This window comes from Salinimicrobium marinum, assembly GCF_014651535.1.
In the GTDB taxonomy this organism is placed as follows: domain Bacteria; phylum Bacteroidota; class Bacteroidia; order Flavobacteriales; family Flavobacteriaceae; genus Salinimicrobium; species Salinimicrobium marinum.
Map to the genome: position 1 here is coordinate 37,665 of NZ_BMXB01000018.1, position 21,673 is coordinate 59,337.

A 21,673-nucleotide genomic window follows, 5' to 3' on the forward strand; every position below is an offset into this window, starting at 1 on the left:
CAGGCATTTTCTTGAGCGAAAAATAATTCTTAAAACTTGATCTACTATGAGTGAAAGGGGAAGATATATGAAATTATGGCTAATTTTTTTCTGCATTCCGTTATTTGCCCAACAACCAGACCCTCCGGGACAGGTTGAACCTGGTGAAGCCGCTGAAAACGAAGCTTATCTTTTTGCCCATATGACCCACCAGGATTATGGTCGATTATATTATTCGGTTAGTCTGGATGGCCTCCATTGGAATCGTCTTAACAATGGAGAAAGAGTGTTTGAAGATTATCAGGGGCATCCAGATATAGTAAAGGGGCCTAATGGCAAATATTATATTGCTGGGAATACCAGCGATGGTTCACCTGACATAAATATTTGGGTATCTGATGATCTCATCAACTGGACGGAACATTCTGTATATACCCCTGATCTGAAGGCAACGCCTGGGTATTCCGAAGCCTTGCAACGAATTGGGGCACCTAAACTGTTTTATGATAAAGATTCTGCCCATTTTGTAATGACTTGGCATACTCCACATAAAGAAGGAACAGATGAAGATCCAGAAAGATATTGGGCAAGTCAAAGAACTTTGTATGTACTATCCAAGGATCTTAAAAATTTTCAAGGACCTCCCCAGAAGTTATTTGAATGGGATATGGGAACTATAGATGTAATCATTCGAAAAGTTGAAGATACTTATTATGCCATTATTAAAGATGAGACCTATCCTACTTTATATTGGCCGACCGGTAAGACCATCAGGACTGCCAGATCGGAGTCTTTGTTAGGCCCTTACTCCTTGCCATCAGATCCTATAAGTCCTAATTTCAGGGAAGCACCAAGTTTAATCCCCTCCCCAAACGGGAAAGCCTGGTACATGTATTATGAGCAGTATCCAGGAGTTTCATACGGACTCTCCATAGCCGATAATTTAAATGGTCCCTGGTATCAAGCTTCTGGATATACTTTTTTCAGCGACTGGGACAAATACAGTTTACCGGAAAAAGTGAGGCATGGTTGTATGATTACAATTTCAAAAGGAGAATATAATAACCTGGTTGAAGAATTTGGAGTTGATGATAAACCAAGTGCTAACTAGTTGAAAAATGAAATATGGTTAAATTCAATAAATATTCAGCTATTCTCTTTTTGCAAGTATTCTTCTTTAGCTGTAGTCAGGATGATCCTGTAAACCCAAAAGAAGAAGTGGAAACTCTTACTGAAATTCCTTCTAAAGAACCTGTTGAAGGAATTAGAATTGCATGGGACCACCAATCATTAAAACAAATTTCTGAAAGTAACAGCAGTGAATATAACGGATACGCTAGATTAATTGAATTAAACGACAATTCCATACTTACGGTATATGAATCGAATGGGAATGTGGTAATGAAGGAGAGTGAGGATTATGGTAATAGTTGGAGTGCAGCTGTTCCAGTAGTGGCATCTAGAAATGGGATTAATATGGCAACACCAGATCTGATCCAGTTAAAAGATCATTCAATCTTAATAAGTTATAACCCGAGGCCAACCGATAATGCCGATCCTTCAGAAAAATTCGCTATTAGAACCACAAAGAGCTACGATGGTGGTTCCAGCTGGCAAGATGATCAGTTGGTTTATGAAGCCAGTAATAATTTTGGCGATGGTGCTTGGGAACCATCAGCGGTGCAGTTGCCTAATGGTGAGATTCAGCTTTTTTTTTCTAATGAAAATATTTATCGTGAGTCAAATGAACAGAATATATCTCTTTTGCGGTCACAAGACAATGGTGTTACCTGGACATCAACACCAGAAATTGCCAGTTTCACATCAGGGAGCAGAGATGGGATGCCTTCACCACTTCTGCTCAATAAAAGTAATGAAATCGTATTTGCAATAGAAGACAACAGCGAGAATAATCAGTTTAAACCTTATATTATCAGAAACTCTGTTGATGAAAACTGGAAGGAAACGGTTACAGGTAATAGTCCTAATCGCAGTTATTCATTATCAGAAGAGTTGGATCCCGCTGTCTATGCTGGAGCTCCTTATCTAGCTCAATTAAGTTCAGGAGAAACTTTGCTCTCATATCAGGGGACTGAAGGTAGATCAGGTAACAATCTCGGGAATGCAGATATGAAAGTAGTAATAGGGGATGAACGGGCTTATAATTTTGACCGGAAAACTGTTCCTTTTATTATTGAGGAGGACAAATCCGCTTTATGGAATAGCATCGCAGTATTAGAGGATGATTCTGTTATTGCCTTAACCACAACAAATGCATTTTCTAATTCCAATGCTTCAGAAGTTTGGATGATTAAGGGTTATGTAATTTCAGAAATCATTGCTTTTAATTCAACCATTAATATTGATGGGGCTCTTGAAGAAGACCTCTGGAAAATAGATTATCCTGTTTTCATAGGTCACAAAGGATCTACTCAGCTATATTCTAATGTTGCCTTCGATGATGAGCATCTTTATGTGGTAACAAAAGTTATAGATAAAGATATCTCAACCACATCTTCAAATCCCGCTAATAATGACGCTGTTGTAGTTTATCTGGATCCTCACAACGAAAGTTTGGTAGCTCCTGGGCCAGGAATTTTTAAAATTGTGGTTTCTGCCAATAGTAATACTGAAATTTTCGAAGGGGATGATTCAGCATGGACAGAAATTTCAGGAGATAATATAACTACCGCCTCAAGTGAGACTTCTGAAGGGTATTTTCAGGAAATTGCAATTCCATGGAGTCTTCTTGGAGGAAAAGCAGCTAGTAATTCCCGTATTGGTTTTAACATGGAATTATTGGAAAAGGGTGAATCTAATTATAAGGAAAGTATCTCGTCCAATTTAGCAGATCATCCCTATAGCTGGTCAACATTAAAATTAAATAATTAGGAATATGTGTAAACATGTACAGGTTTTAATTATTTTTCTTACGTGCTCTTTGGGGTATGGTCAAACAAGTACATTCACAAACCCGATTTTACCATCAGGGGCAGACCCCTTTAGCACCTATTATAAAGGTTTTTATTATTATACCCATACTGTTGGAGATAGACTTGTTCTATGGAAGACAAAAAACCTGGCAGATTTCACCCAAGCTGAAAAGAAAACAATTTGGATTCCTCCTAAAAATACAATGTACTCACACTCCATTTGGGCTCCGGAATTTCATGTAATCGATGATAAGTGGTATGTGTATTTTGCGGCAGATGATGGGGATAATCTTAACCATCGAATGTATGTACTGGAAAATATTTCGGAAGATCCTTTTTCTGGAGAATGGCAGTTTAAAGGGAAGGTTGCGGCCAATCCCGACAGATGGGCGATAGATGGCAATGTTTTTAGATACAAAAATGAACTTTTTATGATTTGGTCTGGATGGGAAGGTTATAAGAATGGTCAACAGAATATCTACATTGCCAAAATGAAATCTCCGTGGGAAATAGAAGGAAATAGGGTATTGATTTCAGAGCCTGATTATGTTTGGGAAAAACAGGGTGATTTAAATGATGAAGATAATCCTCACGTGAATGTCAATGAGGGGCCACAGTATTTAGAACATGATGGAAATATTTTTATAATTTATTCCGCCAGTGGTTGCTGGACCGACTTCTATAGTTTAGGGTTGTTACGCTTAAAGGGAGAAGACATCCTTAACCCCGCTAACTGGGAAAAGCATTCCAAACCGATTTTCACCAAATCCCAGGAGAACAGCGTTTACGGGCCAGGGCACAATTCATTTTTCAAATCGCCTGATGGAAAGGAAGACTGGATTTTATATCATGCAAATTCAAAACCCGGCCAGGGTTGTGGAAGCAAAAGATCTCCCAGAATGCAAAAAATCAGTTGGAGCAAAGACGGGGTTCCTATTTTCGGGGATCCAGTTTCAGAAGATACTACGTTAGAAATTCCTTCAAATTAAATTATAAACTTAAATAAGAATCATGATGAAACAGTTATTAGTTGCAGCAATTATCCTGATGAGCATTTCAGGATTCTCCCAGCAGGAGCAACGATGGAGCTTGGAAAAAGCAAACCAGTGGTATGAACAAAATGATTGGATAGTGGGGGCAAACTTTGTGCCCAGTACTGCTATAAACCAGCTAGAAATGTGGCAGGAAGATACTTTTGATCCTGAAGTAATTGATCGTGAACTATCTTATGCCGAAGAAATAGGAATGAACACGATGAGGGTCTATTTGCACAGTCTGGCGTATAAAGCCGATAAAGAAGGGTTTAAAAAAAGAATGGAACAATATCTCTCCATTGCCGACAGTCATGGAATTAAAACCATGTTTGTAATTTTTGATGATGTATGGAATGCAGACCCTAAAATAGGAAAACAACCCGAACCTCAGCCAGGAACCCATAATTCAGGGTGGGTGCAAGATCCGGGATATCCTGCTTCTATTCAGGAGGAGAATTTTCCTGAGCTGGAAGTATATGTCAAGGATATACTCCAAACGTTTGCAAATGATAATAGAATTCTGCTTTGGGATTTATACAACGAACCTGGAAATAATGATAAAGGAAATGAATCCATGCCTTTATTAAAAGAAGTTTTTTCATGGGCCAGAGCAGTAAATCCATCTCAACCACTTTCAGTCGGACTATGGAAATGGGAACTAAAAGACCTCAATGCCTTTCAGGCTCTAAATTCTGATATTATTACATACCACAGTTATGATGATCCGGAGAAACATGAATTAATAATTGAACTTTTGAAAAGCCATGGTCGTCCAATGATTTGTACCGAATATATGGCACGTACCAGGAATAACAGATTTTCAAACACTTTGCCTATGCTTAAAAATGAAAACATAGGAGCAATAAATTGGGGCTTGGTGAATGGAAAAAGTAATACTATTTATGCATGGAATACTCCTATAGAATCAGGTGAAGAACCTACAGAATGGTTTCATGACGTCTTTCGCAAAGACGGTACACCTTATCGCCAGGATGAGGTAGATTTGATTGAAGATCTTACCTCTGAAAGTAAAAAACAATAGTATGAAAAATTTATGCTTAGCAGTTTTTTTAATTACAGTATTAGCTTCCTGTAATAATAAAAAAGAAAGTAGTACAACTCCAGCAGAGAATATGGTAAAAAATAACGATCAAATAGAAGAAAAGCTGAAATCTACAGATTTTGATACCATCATAGATGATAAACAGGTAAATCTATATTGGATAAAGAGCGATTCTATTAAAGCGGCTTTTACTAATTATGGTGGACGACTTGTAGGATTATGGGTGCCAGACAGAAATGGAAACTTAATTGATGTAGTGGTGGGAATGGGAAGTGTGGAAGGTTTCGTGAATTCAACAGAACCTTATTTTGGAGCCACCATTGGACGTGTTGGAAACAGGATTGCAAAGGGAAAATTCAAAATACAAGATGAAGAATTTAATATCCCTTTAAACAATGGTGAAAACAGTTTGCACGGAGGGACAAAGGGCTTTCAGGATGTGGTTTGGAATGCAGAAAAAGTAGGAGATAAAAAAGTGATTTTTAGATACAGATCTCCCGATGGTGAAGAAGGATTTCCTGGAAATTTGGATGTTCAGGTAACCTATTCTGTTACAGACGATCGGTCCTTAATAATGCAGTATACTGCAGAAACGGATAAAATGACCCCGGTGAATCTTACAAATCATGCTTTCTTTAATTTAAACGGTGAAGGTAGTGGAAGAATCCTGGATCATAAAGTGAAAATTTATGCGGATGAATTTACTCCAGTGGACAGCGGTTTAATTCCAACGGGTAACTTCTTTAATGTAGAGGGAACCCCTTTTGATTTCAGGCAGTTCCATACTATTGGGGAACGCATAGAACAAGATAATGAACAGTTGGAATATGGTAAAGGTTACGATCACAACTTCGTTCTTAATCAAACCAAAGTTGGAGATATGAACCATGCTGCTACGGTAATTGGAGACGACTCAGGAGTGAAAATGGATGTCTTTACCCAGGAGCCGGGAATCCAATTCTATAGTGGTAATTTTATGGAAGGAAAAAACGAATTTAAATCTGGTGCAACAGATGAATTTCGAACTGCATTTGCCTTAGAAACCCAACATTTTCCTGATGCACCAAATCAACCAGATTTCCCTTCGATCATGCTCAGCGCCGGAGAACAATATTCTACTGAATCGGTATATCAATTTTCGTTAGAAGGAAAGCCAAACCTATGAAACTTAACTGTTCTTTATTTTTGTTTTTATTAAGCGGATACTTGTTTTCTCAAAATCCAAATTATAAAAATCCCGTAGTAGATTCTAATTTTCCAGATCCTACTGTGATCAAAGCTGGAGATGGCAGCTACTATGCTTATGCAACTAATACTGCAAAGGAAGGAAAGAGGATTAATATACAGATTTTAAAATCAGACGATCTGGTGCTTTGGACAGACGAAGGAGATGCTATGCCTGAACCACCGGAATGGTCCTCTTCCGATTTCTGGGCACCACATGTCACCTATGATAAGAAGAGTGGAGATTATTATCTCTATTATTCTGGTGAATCAAATGAGGAGGCTATAGGAAAATGTCTGGGAATTGCTGTTTCCAGTTCCCCTCTAGGGCCTTTTAAAGATAAAGGTGAACCTTTACTATGTGGAGATACTTTTATTAATATTGACCCTATGATTCTTCAGGATGATTCAACAGGAAAGAATTATATGTACTGGGGTTCTGGACATGAAAGTATAAAGATACGTGAACTCTCAGATGATCTTTTAAATTTCAAGGAAGGATCAGAAATGAAAGAACTTATTCATCCTGTAATGAATGATGAGCCTGAAAATTATGAGAAATTAATTGAAGGTGTATGGTTGACAAAACATGATGATTTCTATTATTTATTCTACTCCGGAGATAATTGTTGTGGGGAGAATGCTCATTATGCCGTTATGGTTGCACGTTCCAAAAGCCCAGAAGGCCCATTTGAAAAATATAAAAATAAGAAGGGAAATCCTGTAATTTTAGGTCAGAATGAGCAATGGCTGGCTCCAGGCCATAATTCCGTAATTACCGACGAAGCTGGTGCCGACTGGATTATGTACCATGCAATAAATTCTAAACACCCGGAAAAGGGAAGAATGTTCTTAATGGATAAATTAAGTTATAGAAATGGCTGGCCTGTAATTGAAGAAGGTTCTCCTTCTACAAAAGAATTACCAGCACCTAAAACCATTATAAAATGAAATACTGGACCTCTGCTTTTCTATTTTTATTTTTTGTAACTAATATTTACGGACAGGAATTGGATGAGGATCAAATTTATCTTGCTGATCCAACAATTTTTGAAGACAACGGAACTTTTTATCTCTATGGCACTAAAGGTGACCCACGAATAGAAGGAGAAGGTTTTTTGGTTTATAAATCTAAAGATTTAAAACATTGGGAAGGCCCTGTGGGTGCTCAGGAGGGTTTTGCGCTCAAAAAGGGAGAGGCTTATGGTACCAAAGGATTTTGGGCGCCTCAAATTTTTAAATTTAAGGATATGTATTACTTGGCTTATACTGCCGATGAGAACATTGCTATTGCAAAAAGTAACAGTCCTTTAGGCCCATTTGAGAATGAAATGAAACCCCTGGATGCTCAGGTAAAGCAAATCGATCCTTTCGTTTTCTTTGATCATGGGAAAGTGTATATGTATCATGTGAGATTGCAGGAAGGAAATAGAATTTTTGTGGCAGAAATGTCTGAGAATTTAACGGAAATGAAAACCGAAACCTTACAAGAAGCTATAAATGCAGAGGCTGGTTGGGAGGATACTCAGAAGGTTGAATGGCCTGTAGCTGAGGGTCCTACTGTGCTTAAGAAAGATGGGCTGTATTATTTGATATATTCCGCAAATGATTTCAGAAATCCAGATTATGCTGTAGGATATGCTACCAGTGAAACTCCATTTGGACCATGGGAAAAGTCAACGGAAAATCCAATTCTTCACAAAGAATCTATTGGAGAGAATGGTTCCGGGCACGGAGATGTTTTCACAGATGGAAGTGGGAAAATGTTTTATGTCTTCCACACTCATTTTTCTGATGAGAATGTACACCCCAGAAAAGCAGCTATTGTAGAATTACAATTTACCAATTCAGAAGAAGGGGAAATTCTTGATGTTCAAAAGGAAACCTTCAGGTTTTTGAAACAACGCTAGAACAATCAATAATATGAAAAATCTTCTAGTCACCTCTTTAATGGTCTTTTTCTTGGTTTCGTGTAGTAAGAAAAGTGAAGGAGATGTATCTGGATCAGAAGTTGGTGAAGATACGCCCGGGAAGGACACTTTTTTAAATCCTTTAATTTCTAATGGGGCGGACCCTTGGGTTTTAAAACATGGCAATTCTTATTTCTACACGCACACTACAGGTGGAAATTTAGAATTGCGTGAAACAGCTTTCATGGAAGATCTGGAGAATGCCGATGTTCAGGAAATATGGGAGCCGCCGTCGGGAGAGGACTATTCTTTTCAGATCTGGGCACCTGAACTTCATTTTATTGATGATAAATGGTATATGTATTTCGCAGCCACATCACATAACGAAGACTCTGAAAAGGTTGATGCGAATCGAAGAATGTACGTAATAGAAAGTTCTTCAGAATCACCTATGAATACAGATTGGGAGTTTAAAGGAAAAATTTCAGATGAAACTGATTATTGGGCTATAGATGGAACAGTTTTAAATATGGATGAAGGGAATTACTTCATTTGGTCTGGATGGCGAACTACAAATCAACCTGAAAATTCAGGAAAGCAACAACTTTATATCGCCAGGATGAAAAATCCATGGACTTTGGAAGGATCACGTGTAATGATTTCAGAGCCTGAGTTTGACTGGGAAAGAAATGGTTTGGTTAACGAAGGACCGGTAGTGTGGAGAAATCCTGATGGAGAGATTTTCCTTTTTTATTCGGCTTCAGGCTGCTGGACAGACGAATATAAAATAGGAGTTTTGCAATTAAAAGGAGGAAATCCTCTTGATGCAGATTCATGGATTAAACATGTAGATCCTTTATTCGAGAAAAGCGAAGCAAACAGTGTATATGGTCCAGGACATAACAGTTTTTTTAAATCACCAGACGGCACAGAAGATTGGGTATTATATCATGCAAACAATAATTCTGGAGAGGGCTGTGGTGAAAAAAGGAAGCCCCGAATGCAAAAAATAGATTGGGATGAAAATGGATTTCCTGTTTTAGGAGTGCCTGCAGATACCAGTATCCCCATGAAAATCCCTTCTTCAAATTAAAAATATTATTACGGTTTCAACATATAATTGAGATAAATATAAAATACTAAGAAATGAAATTATTTAAAGCGTCCACCCAATCCAGGTTTTTCTGTAAAGCCTGCGTTTCGTTAGGTTTTGCGATTTTTTTGAATTCTTGTAAAAGTAAGGAAGGGAATGTTGAGAGTAAAGATGATTTTACTGAAACAGAGATGTACAGTAATCCTCTGAATGTGGAATTTGGAGATCCTTACATATTAAATAACGAAGATGATACCTACTACTTATATGGTACAGGCGGGGGAGCGGTAGACGGTTTTGCTACTTATTCCTCAACAGATCTAGTGAATTGGGAGTTCCAGGGACAAGTTTACAAAGGTAACACAGAAGACTCCTGGGCGATTGATGCATTCTGGGCCCCCGAGGTTTATAAGTTTGACGATAAATATTACATGTTCTTCAGCGCTCAATGGAAGAATAATCCCAATAACGAACTGGAGAATTTTAAAATTGGGGTAGCCGTATCTGATAGTCCAAAGGGTCCTTTTGAAGACCTTCAAAACCAGCCTCTATTTGACCCCGGATATCCCATTATAGATGCGAATGTTTATCAGGATGAGGATGGAAAATTTTATTTGTATTATTCACGGGTGGCTTATAAACATCCTGTAGAATCTGAAGTTGCAGAGTGGGCCAGGGATAAAGGCTGGTTTGATGAAATTGAGGAGAGTTGGGTATATGGTGTAGAACTCAAACCTGATTTTACAGGTGTTATTGGAGAGCCTGTGTTATTGCTTCGTCCTCCTAAAACTATGGATGATAAAAATGCGGAATGGGAGAGCAGATCTGTTACTTCAAAAGAAGTGAACCGTAGATGGACAGAAGGATCGTATACTTTTAAAAATAAAGAAACCTATTATATAATGTATTCTGCTAATTTTTACGGAGGTGAGAATTATGCGGTTGGTTATGCCACGGGCGATTCACCATTGGGACCTTTTACAAAAGCAGATAACAACCCTGTCCTTGAAAAGAACACAGGTAAAGGAGGAGAAGTTACTGGTACTGGACATAATAGTCTCGTTTTTTTAAAGGATATCAACAAAATTTACTGCGTGTACCATGGCAGAACAAAGTCCAGCGGAGATGAGCGTGTTGTTTTCATTGATGAATTGAAGATAAAAGATAATGGAAGATTAGTCGTGGAAGGACCTACTACTGAACCTATACCAAAACCTTTAACTAATGAGTGAAAGTTTCTTGGCTACGCGTCTCTTAATGAATGTTTGAATAATGCATTAATTGGTTCAATGAAATACGCTGAATTGAAAATCAAAAATTTAAAATAAAAATTATGTCATTGTATGTCAGTTTATTAAAATCAGGGAGATTCTTATTGTATATCCTTATAATCACTCAGTTGGTTTCTTGTGCAGAAGGGAAAGAAGAAAAGAAGAACTTGAATGGGCAAGAGAAAAATAATGCTACAATGCAGATTCAAAACCCTGTTTTACCGGGGGATTTTGCAGATCCTTCTGTCGTTCGAACCGGAAATGAATATTGGGCAACAGCAACCTCTTCGGAATGGGCACCTTTATTTCCCTTACTGCACTCCACAGATCTTGAAAATTGGGAAATAGTAGATCATGTTTTCCCTGAGGGTCTTCCGGAATGGGCGGAGGCGCATTTTTGGGCTCCCGAAATAGCATATGATAATAACAAATACTATATCTATTACACAGCTAAGAAGAAAGAAGGACCGTTGTGTGTAGGGGTGGCAAGTTCAGATAACCCTGAAGGTCCTTACGAAGATCACGGCCCTATAATATGCCAGGAAGCGGGAGCTATAGACGGTTTTCAAATAAGAGATGATGAAGGAAAGTTGTTCTTAATATGGAAGGAAGATGGAAACAGTAGAGGCGAACCAACACCAATGTGGGGACAGCAAATGAATGAGGAAAGAACTGAATTAATTGGAGACCGGTTTGAATTATTTAGGAATGATCCTGAAACTTGGGAAGGAAATCTGGTTGAAGGAGCCTATTTATTGAAAAAAAATGGATTTTACTATACATTTTATTCGGGAGATGCCTGTTGTGGGAGAGAATGTACCTATGGCATAGGAGTTGCCAGGGCCAGGACTTTACAAGGACCGTGGGAGAAATATGAAAACAATCCTCTTAAAAGGGAAAATGATCAATGGAAATGTGCAGGACACGGTTCTATGGTTCAGGATGAAGCTGGGCGGTATTTTTTCCTTTACCATGCCTACAGGAAAGACGGATCTGTTTATACAGGAAGACAGGGAATGTTGGCTGAGGTAACATGGAAAGAAGATGGATGGCCAGAATTCAAAGAAACTAATACAGTCACGGGTACCAGAAAGGATAATAAAAAGTGGAATTTTGAGGACAATTTTGAAACTGAAGAACTTTCAAAAACGTGGCAATGGCCAGTGGGCAATCCACCAACATATGAGCTAAGTAGAGAATCCTTAATTCTGGAATCCAAAACTGAGAACCTCGGAGCTGTTCTTGCTCAAAGGACACTTTCTCCTGACTACGAAGCCATAACTTCGATTGAGATCAAGGAAAATTTATTGGGAGAACACGGTATGGCTGCAATTGGAGATCAAAATAATGCTTTGGGTATTTCCTATTCAGGTGGAAAAGTTGTGGTGTGGAAGATAGAACAGAATAAGAGAACAGAAGTAACCCAAGTTAAAGCACCAGAAGTAAATGAGATCTTCTTTAAAATGGGAGTAGAGGATGGGGAGAACTATTCTTTTTTCTGGAGTGAAGATGGCAAACAATGGCATGTTTTAGGAGAAGGTGCTAGTGTAAATGGCTTTTATTTGCCGCCCTGGGATAGAGCAGTGCGCATTGGTTTGGTGAGTAAAGGAGAACCTGGTACGGAAATCGCTTTTAATTCTTTTACTATTGAGATGAAAAATGATTAAACCAATACCTTGGCTAACAATAATTTTTATCGTAAAAATTCAAATTGCTTTAGCCCCGAAATTTTCCTGAATAGCAGGTTTGGATTTTCTTATTTCAACTTGTTCTAGTTCAAATTAAAAGAGACGCTTCTGAGGATCTTATTGTTAGGGGATCCTGCTTTATTTATTGCATCGATTAAAAGAAATTAATAAAAAACTATCGAAGTTTACGAACCTCGATAGTTTTCTATTTTTAGAGTTAGAACTAACCTGCTTTTAATATAATTCTCTATTAGGAGTCTCTGTCATATAAAACTTTAATTCCCCACCATTCATCACCTCACTGTGATTTATAAAAGGTGTTATAAGAATTTTGCCATTTAATTCCACCTTCTCTACAAAGACATTGTTATCGCTTTGGTTGACGGCTACTACTTTGAAGGTATTTCCGTTAGTAAGGTTAATGGAAGCTTCATTGACTGCAGGGCTTCCAAGTGCATATTCTTCACTTCCGGGGGCTACAGGGTAAAAGCCCAATGAACTGAAAATATACCATGCACTCATTTGTCCAAAATCGTCATTTCCACCCAATCCATCGGCTCCGGTTTGATACTGGTCTTTTAAAACCATCCTTATCTTATCCTGGGATTTCCACGGAGTGTCTGTCCAGTTGTACAGGTAAGCAACATGATGGGAAGGCTCGTTCCCGTGTACATAATTCCCTATGATCCCTTCCCTGGAGATGTCTTCGGTATTGGCAAAGTATTTATCGGGAAGATCCATGGTAAACAGAGAATCAAGGTGGTGTGAGAACCTTTCTTTTCCGCCCATCATTTCAATCATTTCAGCAGGGGCATGGGGGACATATAAGCTGTAGTTCCAGGCGTTTCCTTCAATAAAACCCTGTCCGTGGGTATCAAGCGCGTCAAATTCTTTTTTAAAGCTGCCATCACTCAATTTTGGCCTCATAAACCCTGATTTTTTATCAAATACATTTTTATAGTTTTCGGACCTTTTCATGAATTCTTCATAGATGTCCTGTTTACCCAATTTTTTGGCAGCCTGTGCAATGGCCCAGTCATCGTAAGCATATTCCAGGGTTTTTGATACGGAAGCTCCGTTCCTATCCTCCGGAACATATCCCATATCCATATAATATTCAAGCCCATCATAATATCCTGTTTTTGCAGTCTGTACCATAGCATCCAATGCCCGTTCCTGGTCAAAGTCGGCATTACCTTTTACAATGGCATCTGCTATGACAGATACACTGTGATATCCAATCATACACCAGTTTTCATTGGCATAATGTGACCATACCGGAAGCATGGAATGTACACTCTGGTCGTAATGCGCCATCATTGCTTCTACCATATCGGCATTCCTTTCAGGCTGGAGAACATTGAAAAGTGGGTGCAGGGCGCGATAGGTATCCCAAAGTGAGAAGCTGGTATAATTGGTAAAACCATCTGCCTGGTGAATTTCCATATCGATTCCGCGATATTTGCCATCGGTATCCATATATTCTGTTGGTCCTAAAAAGGCGTGGTACATGGCGGTGTAGAAGTTGACCATGTCTTCAGGTTTTTCTGTTTCAACAATAACTTTATTTAGCTCTTTGTTCCACACCTGTCGGGCTTCATTCTTCACCTGCTCAAAATTCCAGTGAGGGATTTCATCTTTCATGTTTTGCAATGCTCCTCTGGCACTTACCGGTGAGATGGCAAGCTTGATGTTCAGCTTTTCATTCTCTTTCATATCAAAGTCAAAGTACATTTTGATCTTTTCACCTGCTATTTCAGGAAAGTTTTCCGATTGGTTGAATTTCCTCCAAAAGCCACCGTATGGCTGCTGGTCATAACGTTCCCTTCCGTAGTTTTGGATGGGTTTGCTAAAGGAGAGGGCAAAATATACTTTTCTGGTGCGGGCCCATCCATTGGTCTGGCGGTAACCGGTAATCAAAGTGTCATTTTCTACCCGCACAAATGTCCAGACGTTTTTATCATCGTAATTATAGATCCCTGCTACAAGGTCAAGGATGACATGTGAGGTACCGGCTTCAGGAAATGTGTACTGATGCATTCCCACACGGCTGGAAGCTGTCATTTCTGCTTTTATATTGTAATCTTCCAGCAAAACACTGTAGTAACCTGGTTCTGCAGTTTCGTTTTCATGTGAAAACCTTGAGCGGTAGCCACTGTCGGGATCAGATTCAGTTCCCGGATTTAACTTCAGGTCGCCGGTGGTAGGCATGATTAAAAAATCTCCCAGATCTGAATGGCCCGTCCCGCTAAAATGAGTGTGACTAAATCCGACAATAGTCTCATCATCATATTGGTAACCTGCACAATATTTATATACATCGGGGTTATAGCTGCCATTGACGGCATAGGGTATCGTATCAGTATCCGGACTAAGCTGTACACTTCCAAACGGAACGGTAGCTCCGGGGTAGGTATGGCCCATTTTTGCAGTTCCTATCATGGGGTCCACATACTGTGCGAGATCCTTCAGGTTTTCTGTTTCTGAAACAATTTCTTCCCTGGCAATAGATTTTTCGCAGTTTGTAAAAAGGGGGAACAGGCTAATGCAAAACCCGGTATAAATTAATTTTCGAAGAAAGAACGGTTTAATTTTCAAAGGTTTCAGTGTCATTTAATAAGAGTTGGTAATGGTTTAATTCTGAGAGGTTTTAATAGGGTATGCTTGTACACCTTCATGCGTAATAGTCACTGGTTTAATGAGACCTTTTTCATCAAAATGTAATTCTTCAATTGAAGTTACCCGGGAATTTCGATCGGTTTCATTCAAGGGTCTGCGGTGGTAAACAATATAATACTTTTCTTCGTTGGGCACTTTTATTACAGAATGATGTCCGGCCCCTGTAGCTATTTTAGGATCCTGCTGTAAAATTGTTCCCACGCGTTTAAAAGGCCCCATTGGAGAATCGGCAATGGCATATGCCACCCTGTAATCTGGTCCCGTCCATCCTCCTTCAGACCACATGAAATAATATTTTCCATCTTTTATAAACATGAATGGACCCTCAACATAATTTTCAGGAGTTATTTCTTTAAAAGTTTTTCCGTCCTCAAAGTCAGTAAATCCTGTAAAATCATCATTCAATTTTGCAATGTTACAATGTCTCCAGCCGCCGTAGATGAGGTAATGCTGTCCATCGGCATCTTTAAACACGAATTGATCTATGGGTTGAGCTCCATTGTAAAATTTATCTACCAGAGGTTTCCCCAGGTGATCTTTATAAGGACCTTCGGGAGTGGAAGCGACGGCAACCCCAATTCCACCTTTTTCTTCGTCACTTTGTATGTCGTTTGCACCGAAAAAGAGGAAATAGCGGTCCTCTTTTTTTATTATTGAAGGAGCCCATACCGCTTTGTTTGCCCATTTAATGGCTGAAGTATCCAGCACCTTCTCGTGTTTAGTCCAGTTCACCAGATCTGGAGAAGAGAAGGCATCGAAAAACACCTGCTTTTCATAGGGAGCAGAATAAGTAGGGAAAATCCAGTAGGTATCGTCAAAAACTATCCCTTCAGGATCGGCATACCACCCCGGAAGGACAGGATTATTGCCTTTTGGTCTAAGAACATCTTTTTCCTGGGCTACAGATGTAAGACCGATGAAAAAAAGAATTGTGTAAATGAAGTTTTTCATAAATAATATCAGTTTTATGTCAGATTTTGTTGGTGGAAAGATTTGTTGAACATGAAACGTTTTGCCATTGAGCCTTTTAAGTTCTACGGGAAATATGATCTTTTTAATTAAAATGTATGAGGTATTTTGAAAGAATTTTTTTTTGTTAAGTAAACATAATAATATTTTAATTCCCGACATATCTTATAATGAAGAAGTAGTATTAAGAATGCCAGGAAGCTAGTAACAATAAGCCAGATGATCCTAATCTTTAAACTTCATTGTCAAAGAGGAGCGAAAAAGGAGGTTTAAGGCTACTTTTTCATTCCCAGGAGGAGCGTATTTGTGCCATGCACATTTTCAAGTTTTCTGAATTCCAGTTGCAAGGCTTCGTTTTTCGTTAGCTGACGGACTTCTTCTTCATTGGCTGAATTGATTCCGGCGTTGAAAAGGACTATTCCGGGTTGATTTAATAGCTTCGGAATGTTTTCCCAGAATCCCGTAGAGTAAAACTGCAAAGGTACCTTTATGTCGATAAAAATATCAATGATGATGAGGCCGTATGGAGCTGAAGCATTTTGCACAAACTTAAAGGCGTCTTCACATATGAGCTCCAGGGGAGAATGATCTTCAATGTCAAACTCAGTTTCGGCTATATTAATGACTTCAGGATCAATTTCCACAGCAGTAATTTTCCCCAGATATTTATATTTATTCCGGAGTAATGGGAGTACGCTTCCGCCTCCCAGGCCCAGTACAAGGATTTCTGCACCTCTGTCTGCCTTTGTGTGACTTAATCCAAAATCCAGGACCCGTTGCAGGGAGCCGTAAGAATAATTGGCATTCTTGCTATCCAGCACTTTTTTGCCGTTAAGCCAGGTCACCTCCAAAGTTCCATTGTATTCTGAGCTGAACCTTCTGGTAAGTGGCCATAAATAACTGAATGCCTTCTTCATTTTGAAATTTACCTTAAAGATACTAATTCATATTTCTAAAGGATTAAATTCCAAAGCTCAGATATTATTAAATTTTTGGGTGCTTCCGCTAAAATAAACCCAGATTTCTTCCGGTGAAAAACGGAAGGGGGTCAAAAAGTGCCGGAATAATTTGCTCGTGATTAGTTAAAGGTCGTATATTTGTCCGCCCAATTGGTAACAGGATCAAATTATTGATTGGAAGTTCATAAAAATTTACTCTATAGCTCGTCTTTTTTCATCAGAAGCAGCTTAAGGGAAGAATAAAAAAATATAATTTTAGCCTTGAGGCTATAAAATACCGGCGATCTGTTTTCGCTGAATCTGCTTAAAAGCTTCAGGAAATTGAAGTTTTTGTGAAATTGAAAGTTAGTTGTGTTGTTTGTGGTAAATCTTAGATTTACCGGGTTTAGTAAACCAATGAGAAGCTTTTCCTGTATAGGAGAGGCTTTTTTATTTTGAGGGAATTCTTCTTTTTCCCTTTTCCTACTGGAAATCTTTACCATGCCTTTTGTTACACAATTTTTTTTTAAAAAAATTAAGAACGGAATGGCTACAGGTGAAAACAGGGTGGGAAATTCTGCCTAAACAAACGATTAAGATCGATCCCTTTCTTTCCTAAATTCAAAGCCAGACAAAACCACCTGGCAAAAATTTCTTAAATCTCTTTCTTATTCCCTGAAGCTGAATTTACCTGAATTCTCATAAAAATCTTTTAAAATTATTGAGGATCAGCTATTTTATGAATTCTTTTCTTAAATTTAATTAAAGTCATGAGAAGTAATTGTCTGGTATTCTGATTCTGTAAAAATAATTTTTTATTTCTTTTTTGAATTTCTGCTCCCCACGAGGATGTTTTTTCAGGCATTTTTTTGCTGCTCATGAAGCTTAAGAATTCAGCAAAAACAGAAGTAAACAGTAATCCGGAAGTATTTTTTCTTCTGAAGAATCTGTAGCCTTAAACAGTTTTATCGGGTGACGTTTCCCCGGATGCCTGGCAATTTATTCCGAATGGATGTGCCGTATTCAGAACTGCTACAAATATAAAGTCTGCTTTTAAAAAATAAATTCATGATAGAAAAACCGCATCGACCCAATCAGGCAGCAGAAGCTGCTTTTTCCATTCAGAAACATAAAATTATCCTCACTATTAATGAGGTGGAACAGGAAATTAAGGTGGATGCCTGGACAACTGTTCTTGACCTGTTGCGGGAACACCTGCATTTAACCGGAACAAAAAAAGGCTGTGATCACGGGCAATGTGGCGCATGTACGGTTTTAATGGACGGTACCAGGATCAATTCCTGTCTTACCCTGGCGGTGATGCATGATGGTGCAGAGATCACAACGGTAGAAGGGCTGGCAAAAGGAGAGCAGCTTCACCCGGTTCAGGAAGCTTTTATAGAACAGGATGCTTTTCAATGCGGCTACTGTACCCCGGGACAAATATGTTCTGCCATTGGGCTTATCAATGAAGGGAAAGCTAAAACTCCTGAAGACATTCGTGACCTCATGAGTGGGAATATTTGTCGCTGCGGAGCCTACAACAATATATTAAAAGTAGTGCAGGAAGCACTGGAAAGGGAAAGATCATGAGACCATTTACATTCACCAAAGTCCGAAACTCAGCAGTTGCGGTAAAGGAGATTTCAGAAAAAGAAGAAGCAAAATTCATTGCCGGTGGAACAAATCTGCTGGATCTTATGAAGTTTGATGTTATGATTCCTAAAAACATTATTGATATTACCGGAATCGCTTTAAACTATATCAAAAATCTGGAAGATGGGGGCCTTCGTCTCGGAGCATTGGTCACTAATTCCGACACTGCTTATCATAAGGAGGTAGAGAATCGTTATCCTTTGCTTTCGCACGCAATCCTGGCCGGTGCTTCCCCTCAACTACGCAATAAGGCTACAGATGCCGGAAATTTACTTCAGCGAACCCGCTGTTATTATTTTTATGATCCTGCTACTCCCTGTAACAAACGGGAGCCGGGTAGCGGTTGCTCTGCCATTCACGGGTATAATCGCTGGCACGCCATTTTTGGAGCCAGTGAAAAATGTATTGCCACTCATCCTTCAGATATGTGTGTTGCGCTTGCAGCTCTGGAAGCCAAAGTAAATGTTACCGGACCAAATGGAGAGCGTAACATTCCTTTTGAAGATTTTCATCGTTTACCGGGGGATCATCCGGAAAAAGACACCAACCTTTCCAAAGATGAGATCATAACCTCTATAGACCTGCCCGCAAATGGTTTTGCAGAAAACTTTAGTTATATAAAAAACCGTGACAGGGCCTCTTATTCTTTTGCATTGGTATCTATTGCTGTTGGTCTCGAGATGAAGGGAAATAAAATAAAAGAAGCACGAATTGTTCTGGGTGGTGTGGCTCATAAACCCTGGAGAAATAAAGAAGCGGAAGCCTTTCTGAATAACAAGGAAGCCAACAGGGAAAATTTTGAGGCCGTGGCAGACGTCATTGTGCGCGAAGCAAAAGGATATGAATACAACAAATTTAAAATTGAACTGGCCCGGCGCTCTGTTGTCCGTGCTTTAATGCAGGCTGCTAAAATAGAGGAATAATATGGCAACAAACTTTATAGGAAAACCAAAGAACCGGGTAGATGGCCGGGACAAAGTAACCGGAACTGCAAAATATACGGCAGAGTTCCACCGGCCGGGTCTGTTGCACGGGGTAGTTGTTTCTGGGACCATTGCAAAGGGCAGGATCAAAAATATCGATACTACTGCAGCCTTAAGATTAGAAGGGGTGGTAGAGGTTTTTACACATATAAACACTCCAAAGCAGGCATGGCTGGATCTTAGCTACAAAGATATGGATGCTCCTCCCGGGGAACCCTTTCGGCCTCTTCATAACGATAAAATTCAGTTCAACATGCAGCCGGTGGCACTGGTAGTGGCAGAGACTTTGGAGCTGGCACAGTACGCTGCCACTCTTGTAAAAGTAGAATATGAAGTTGAAGAACACCGCACCAAACTGGCAGATCACCTGGAGGACGCAATAGATGGAGATGGATTTCGGGCTGGTTTTGTACCCCCTAAATCTCAGGGTAATTTCAAAAAAGCCTTTTCAAATTCTGAAGTACAGCTGGACGTGGAATATTTTCATGGTGCAGAACATCATAACCCTATGGAAATGCATGCTGCTACTGTTTTTTATGAGGAAGACGGTAGCCTTACCATTTATGATAAAACCCAGGGTGTAAAAAACAGTCAGCACTATATTTCCATGGTTTTTGGGCTCTCCAAAAAGAAGGTCAGGGTGCTTTCTCCGTTTGTAGGAGGGGCTTTTGGGTCGGCTTTGCGTCCGCAATATCAATTGTTCCTGGCTACTCTGGCCGCACTGGAACTAAAACGATCTGTAAAAGTAGAGCTTACGCGGCCTCAAATGTTTTCTTTTGGACATCGGCCAATCACTATTCAGAATTTAAAATTAGGAGCTTCGCCCGATGGAAAATTAAAAGCCATTAGCCATAAAGCGTTTTCAGAAACCTCCCGATTCGAAAAATATGTGGAAAATGTAGTTAACTGGGCTGCAAAATTATATGACTGTGATAATATTGAACAAGTATATAAACTGGTGCGGCTGGATATGTACACTCCCCTGGATATGAGAGCACCGGGTGGGGCTACCGGAGTTTATGCTCTGGAATCTGCCATGGATGAGCTTTCTTATAAGTTAAAGATGGATCCCATGGAGCTTCGGCTGAAAAATTATTCCGAAGAGGATAAGAGCGAAGGAAAGCCCTTTTCCACCAAAACTTTACGGGAATGCTTTCAGAAGGGCGCAGCAAAATTTGGCTGGGAAAAAAGGAATCCGCAACCGCGTTCTATGAAAAAAGGACATGATCTCATAGGATGGGGAATGGCCACCGGGGTGTGGGATGCCATGCAGGTGCCGGCAAGGGCAAAAGCCGAATTTTCGGCAGATGGAACTCTCACTGTGGGAAGTGCTACTGCAGATATTGGAACGGGTACTTATACTATAATGACCCAGATTGCTGCAGAAACTCTGGGACTTCCTTTGGAAAAAGTGAAGGCAAACCTTGGGGATTCAGATTTACCATTTGCTTTTATCGAAGGAGGATCCTCAACAGCAGCATCTGTAGGCTCGGCAGTTCAGAAAGTGTGTGAAAAAATAGCTAAAAAACTGCTGAAAGAAGCCGGAAAAATTAAAGATTCCCCGTTCAAAGGAGCAAATCCTGAAGAAGTAATCTTCGCTGACGAAATGATCACTGATAAAATAAATCCGTCGATAAGTATGTCTTTTGCTGAGATCATGGAATCAAGAGAGCTCGAAAAGATCAACAAGAAATATATGCTTTTGCCAAATATGCTGAAGCAAAATAAATATAGCCGGAATACGCATTCGGCCGTATTTGCAGAAGTAAAAGTAGATGAAGATCTGGGCACCATCAAAGTCAACAGGATAGTAAGCGCGATTGATGGCGGACGGATTTTAAATTTGAAAACAGCCCACAGCCAGATTCTGGGAGGAGTGGTTTGGGGAATTTCCATGGCAGTGCATGAAGATTCCTTTATGGACCATACTTTTGGGCGTTTCATTAACCATGATCTTTCAAAGTATCACATATCTGTGAATGCAGACATGCCTGAGATAGATGTTGTATTTGTGGAAGAGCCTGATATGGTAGTGAGTTCGGTGGGTGCCAAAGGGATTGGGGAAATTGGAATGGTAGGAGTGGCGGCAGCAATAGGAAATGCAGTTTTTCATGCCACCGGAAAACGGGTAAGAAGTTTACCAATCACTCAGGAAAAAGCCATGACATAAAATCTGCCGGGAATGGACATTTTTCAAAAAATGTTACAGCTTATATTTTTTTTACTGAAGCAAAATGGTTAAGAACACATGCC

16 protein-coding genes are annotated in these 21,673 nt (G+C 39.5%); 13 read left to right on the forward strand and 3 right to left on the reverse strand.

What is annotated here, in order from left to right:
* Nucleotides 1-46 precede the first annotated feature (46 nt).
* The 10 genes from IE056_RS15960 to IE056_RS16005 all read left to right on the forward strand — a co-directional run bounded on the left by IE056_RS15960 (nucleotide 47) and on the right by IE056_RS16005 (nucleotide 12,174).
* A complete protein-coding gene (locus IE056_RS15960; RefSeq protein ID WP_229793787.1) occupies nucleotides 47-1,090 on the forward strand; it encodes a glycoside hydrolase family 43 protein in 1,044 nt (347 codons plus the stop codon).
* Nucleotides 1,091-1,104: 14 nt separating this feature from the next.
* On the forward strand, nucleotides 1,105-2,871 hold the full coding sequence (locus tag IE056_RS15965; protein WP_189605783.1) for a sugar-binding protein: 1,767 nt from the start codon (nucleotides 1,105-1,107) through the stop codon (nucleotides 2,869-2,871).
* A gap of 49 nt (nucleotides 2,872-2,920) precedes the next feature.
* Nucleotides 2,921-3,901 carry a glycoside hydrolase family 43 protein gene (locus IE056_RS15970; RefSeq protein ID WP_229793790.1) on the forward strand — a complete coding sequence of 327 codons (981 nt, stop codon included), beginning with the start codon at nucleotides 2,921-2,923 and terminating at the stop codon, nucleotides 3,899-3,901.
* Nucleotides 3,902-3,926: 25 nt separating this feature from the next.
* Nucleotides 3,927-4,988: a cellulase family glycosylhydrolase gene (locus tag IE056_RS15975; protein ID WP_189605787.1), complete on the forward strand. Its 1,062-nt coding sequence runs from the start codon at nucleotides 3,927-3,929 to the stop codon at nucleotides 4,986-4,988.
* Nucleotide 4,989: 1 nt separating this feature from the next.
* A complete protein-coding gene (locus IE056_RS15980) occupies nucleotides 4,990-6,174 on the forward strand; it encodes an aldose epimerase family protein (RefSeq protein WP_189605789.1) in 1,185 nt (394 codons plus the stop codon).
* The gene (locus IE056_RS15985; protein WP_189605791.1) at nucleotides 6,171-7,184 is read left to right on the forward strand and encodes a glycoside hydrolase family 43 protein; all 1,014 of its coding nucleotides are present in this window, start codon (nucleotides 6,171-6,173) and stop codon (nucleotides 7,182-7,184) included. Before IE056_RS15980 ends, IE056_RS15985 begins: the two co-directional genes overlap by 4 nt.
* Complete coding sequence (locus IE056_RS15990) at nucleotides 7,181-8,143, forward strand: glycoside hydrolase family 43 protein (protein WP_189605793.1); 963 nt, start codon at nucleotides 7,181-7,183, stop codon at nucleotides 8,141-8,143. The genes IE056_RS15985 and IE056_RS15990 overlap by 4 nt, the downstream gene beginning before the upstream one ends.
* A 13-nt stretch (nucleotides 8,144-8,156) precedes the next feature.
* Complete coding sequence (locus IE056_RS15995) at nucleotides 8,157-9,236, forward strand: glycoside hydrolase family 43 protein (RefSeq protein ID WP_229793788.1); 1,080 nt, start codon at nucleotides 8,157-8,159, stop codon at nucleotides 9,234-9,236.
* A 53-nt stretch (nucleotides 9,237-9,289) separates the two neighbouring features.
* Nucleotides 9,290-10,468 carry a glycoside hydrolase family 43 protein gene (locus tag IE056_RS16000; protein WP_189605795.1) on the forward strand — a complete coding sequence of 393 codons (1,179 nt, stop codon included), beginning with the start codon at nucleotides 9,290-9,292 and terminating at the stop codon, nucleotides 10,466-10,468.
* A gap of 236 nt (nucleotides 10,469-10,704) precedes the next feature.
* A complete protein-coding gene (locus IE056_RS16005; RefSeq protein WP_189605797.1) occupies nucleotides 10,705-12,174 on the forward strand; it encodes a family 43 glycosylhydrolase in 1,470 nt (489 codons plus the stop codon).
* A gap of 255 nt (nucleotides 12,175-12,429) precedes the next feature.
* On the opposite strand, the gene IE056_RS16010 is transcribed toward IE056_RS16005, so the two are convergent.
* The 3 genes from IE056_RS16010 to IE056_RS16020 all read right to left on the reverse strand — a co-directional run bounded on the left by IE056_RS16010 (nucleotide 12,430) and on the right by IE056_RS16020 (nucleotide 16,760).
* On the reverse strand, nucleotides 12,430-14,808 hold the full coding sequence (locus IE056_RS16010) for a GH92 family glycosyl hydrolase (RefSeq protein WP_189605799.1): 2,379 nt from the start codon (nucleotides 14,806-14,808) through the stop codon (nucleotides 12,430-12,432).
* A gap of 21 nt (nucleotides 14,809-14,829) precedes the next feature.
* Nucleotides 14,830-15,825 carry a glycoside hydrolase family 43 protein gene (locus tag IE056_RS16015; protein WP_189605800.1) on the reverse strand — a complete coding sequence of 332 codons (996 nt, stop codon included), beginning with the start codon at nucleotides 15,823-15,825 and terminating at the stop codon, nucleotides 14,830-14,832.
* Between the two features lie 293 nt (nucleotides 15,826-16,118).
* Nucleotides 16,119-16,760 (reverse strand): spermidine synthase, encoded by a 642-nt coding sequence (locus IE056_RS16020; RefSeq protein ID WP_189605802.1) that lies wholly within the window; start codon nucleotides 16,758-16,760, stop codon nucleotides 16,119-16,121.
* Between the two features lie 1,089 nt (nucleotides 16,761-17,849).
* Here IE056_RS16020 and IE056_RS16025 point away from each other — a divergent pair.
* From IE056_RS16025 to IE056_RS16035, 3 genes are read left to right on the forward strand one after another with little or no spacing between them, the layout of a single operon-like run.
* Entirely contained in the window at nucleotides 17,850-18,374 is a 525-nt protein-coding gene (locus IE056_RS16025) for a (2Fe-2S)-binding protein (RefSeq protein ID WP_189605804.1), read from the forward strand.
* Nucleotides 18,371-19,360, forward strand: a complete 990-nt coding sequence (locus tag IE056_RS16030) for an FAD binding domain-containing protein (RefSeq protein ID WP_189605806.1) — start codon at nucleotides 18,371-18,373, stop codon at nucleotides 19,358-19,360. The genes IE056_RS16025 and IE056_RS16030 overlap by 4 nt, the downstream gene beginning before the upstream one ends.
* Nucleotide 19,361: 1 nt before the next feature.
* Nucleotides 19,362-21,590 carry a xanthine dehydrogenase family protein molybdopterin-binding subunit gene (locus IE056_RS16035; RefSeq protein WP_189605808.1) on the forward strand — a complete coding sequence of 743 codons (2,229 nt, stop codon included), beginning with the start codon at nucleotides 19,362-19,364 and terminating at the stop codon, nucleotides 21,588-21,590.
* The last annotated feature ends 83 nt before the right edge of the window (nucleotides 21,591-21,673 follow it).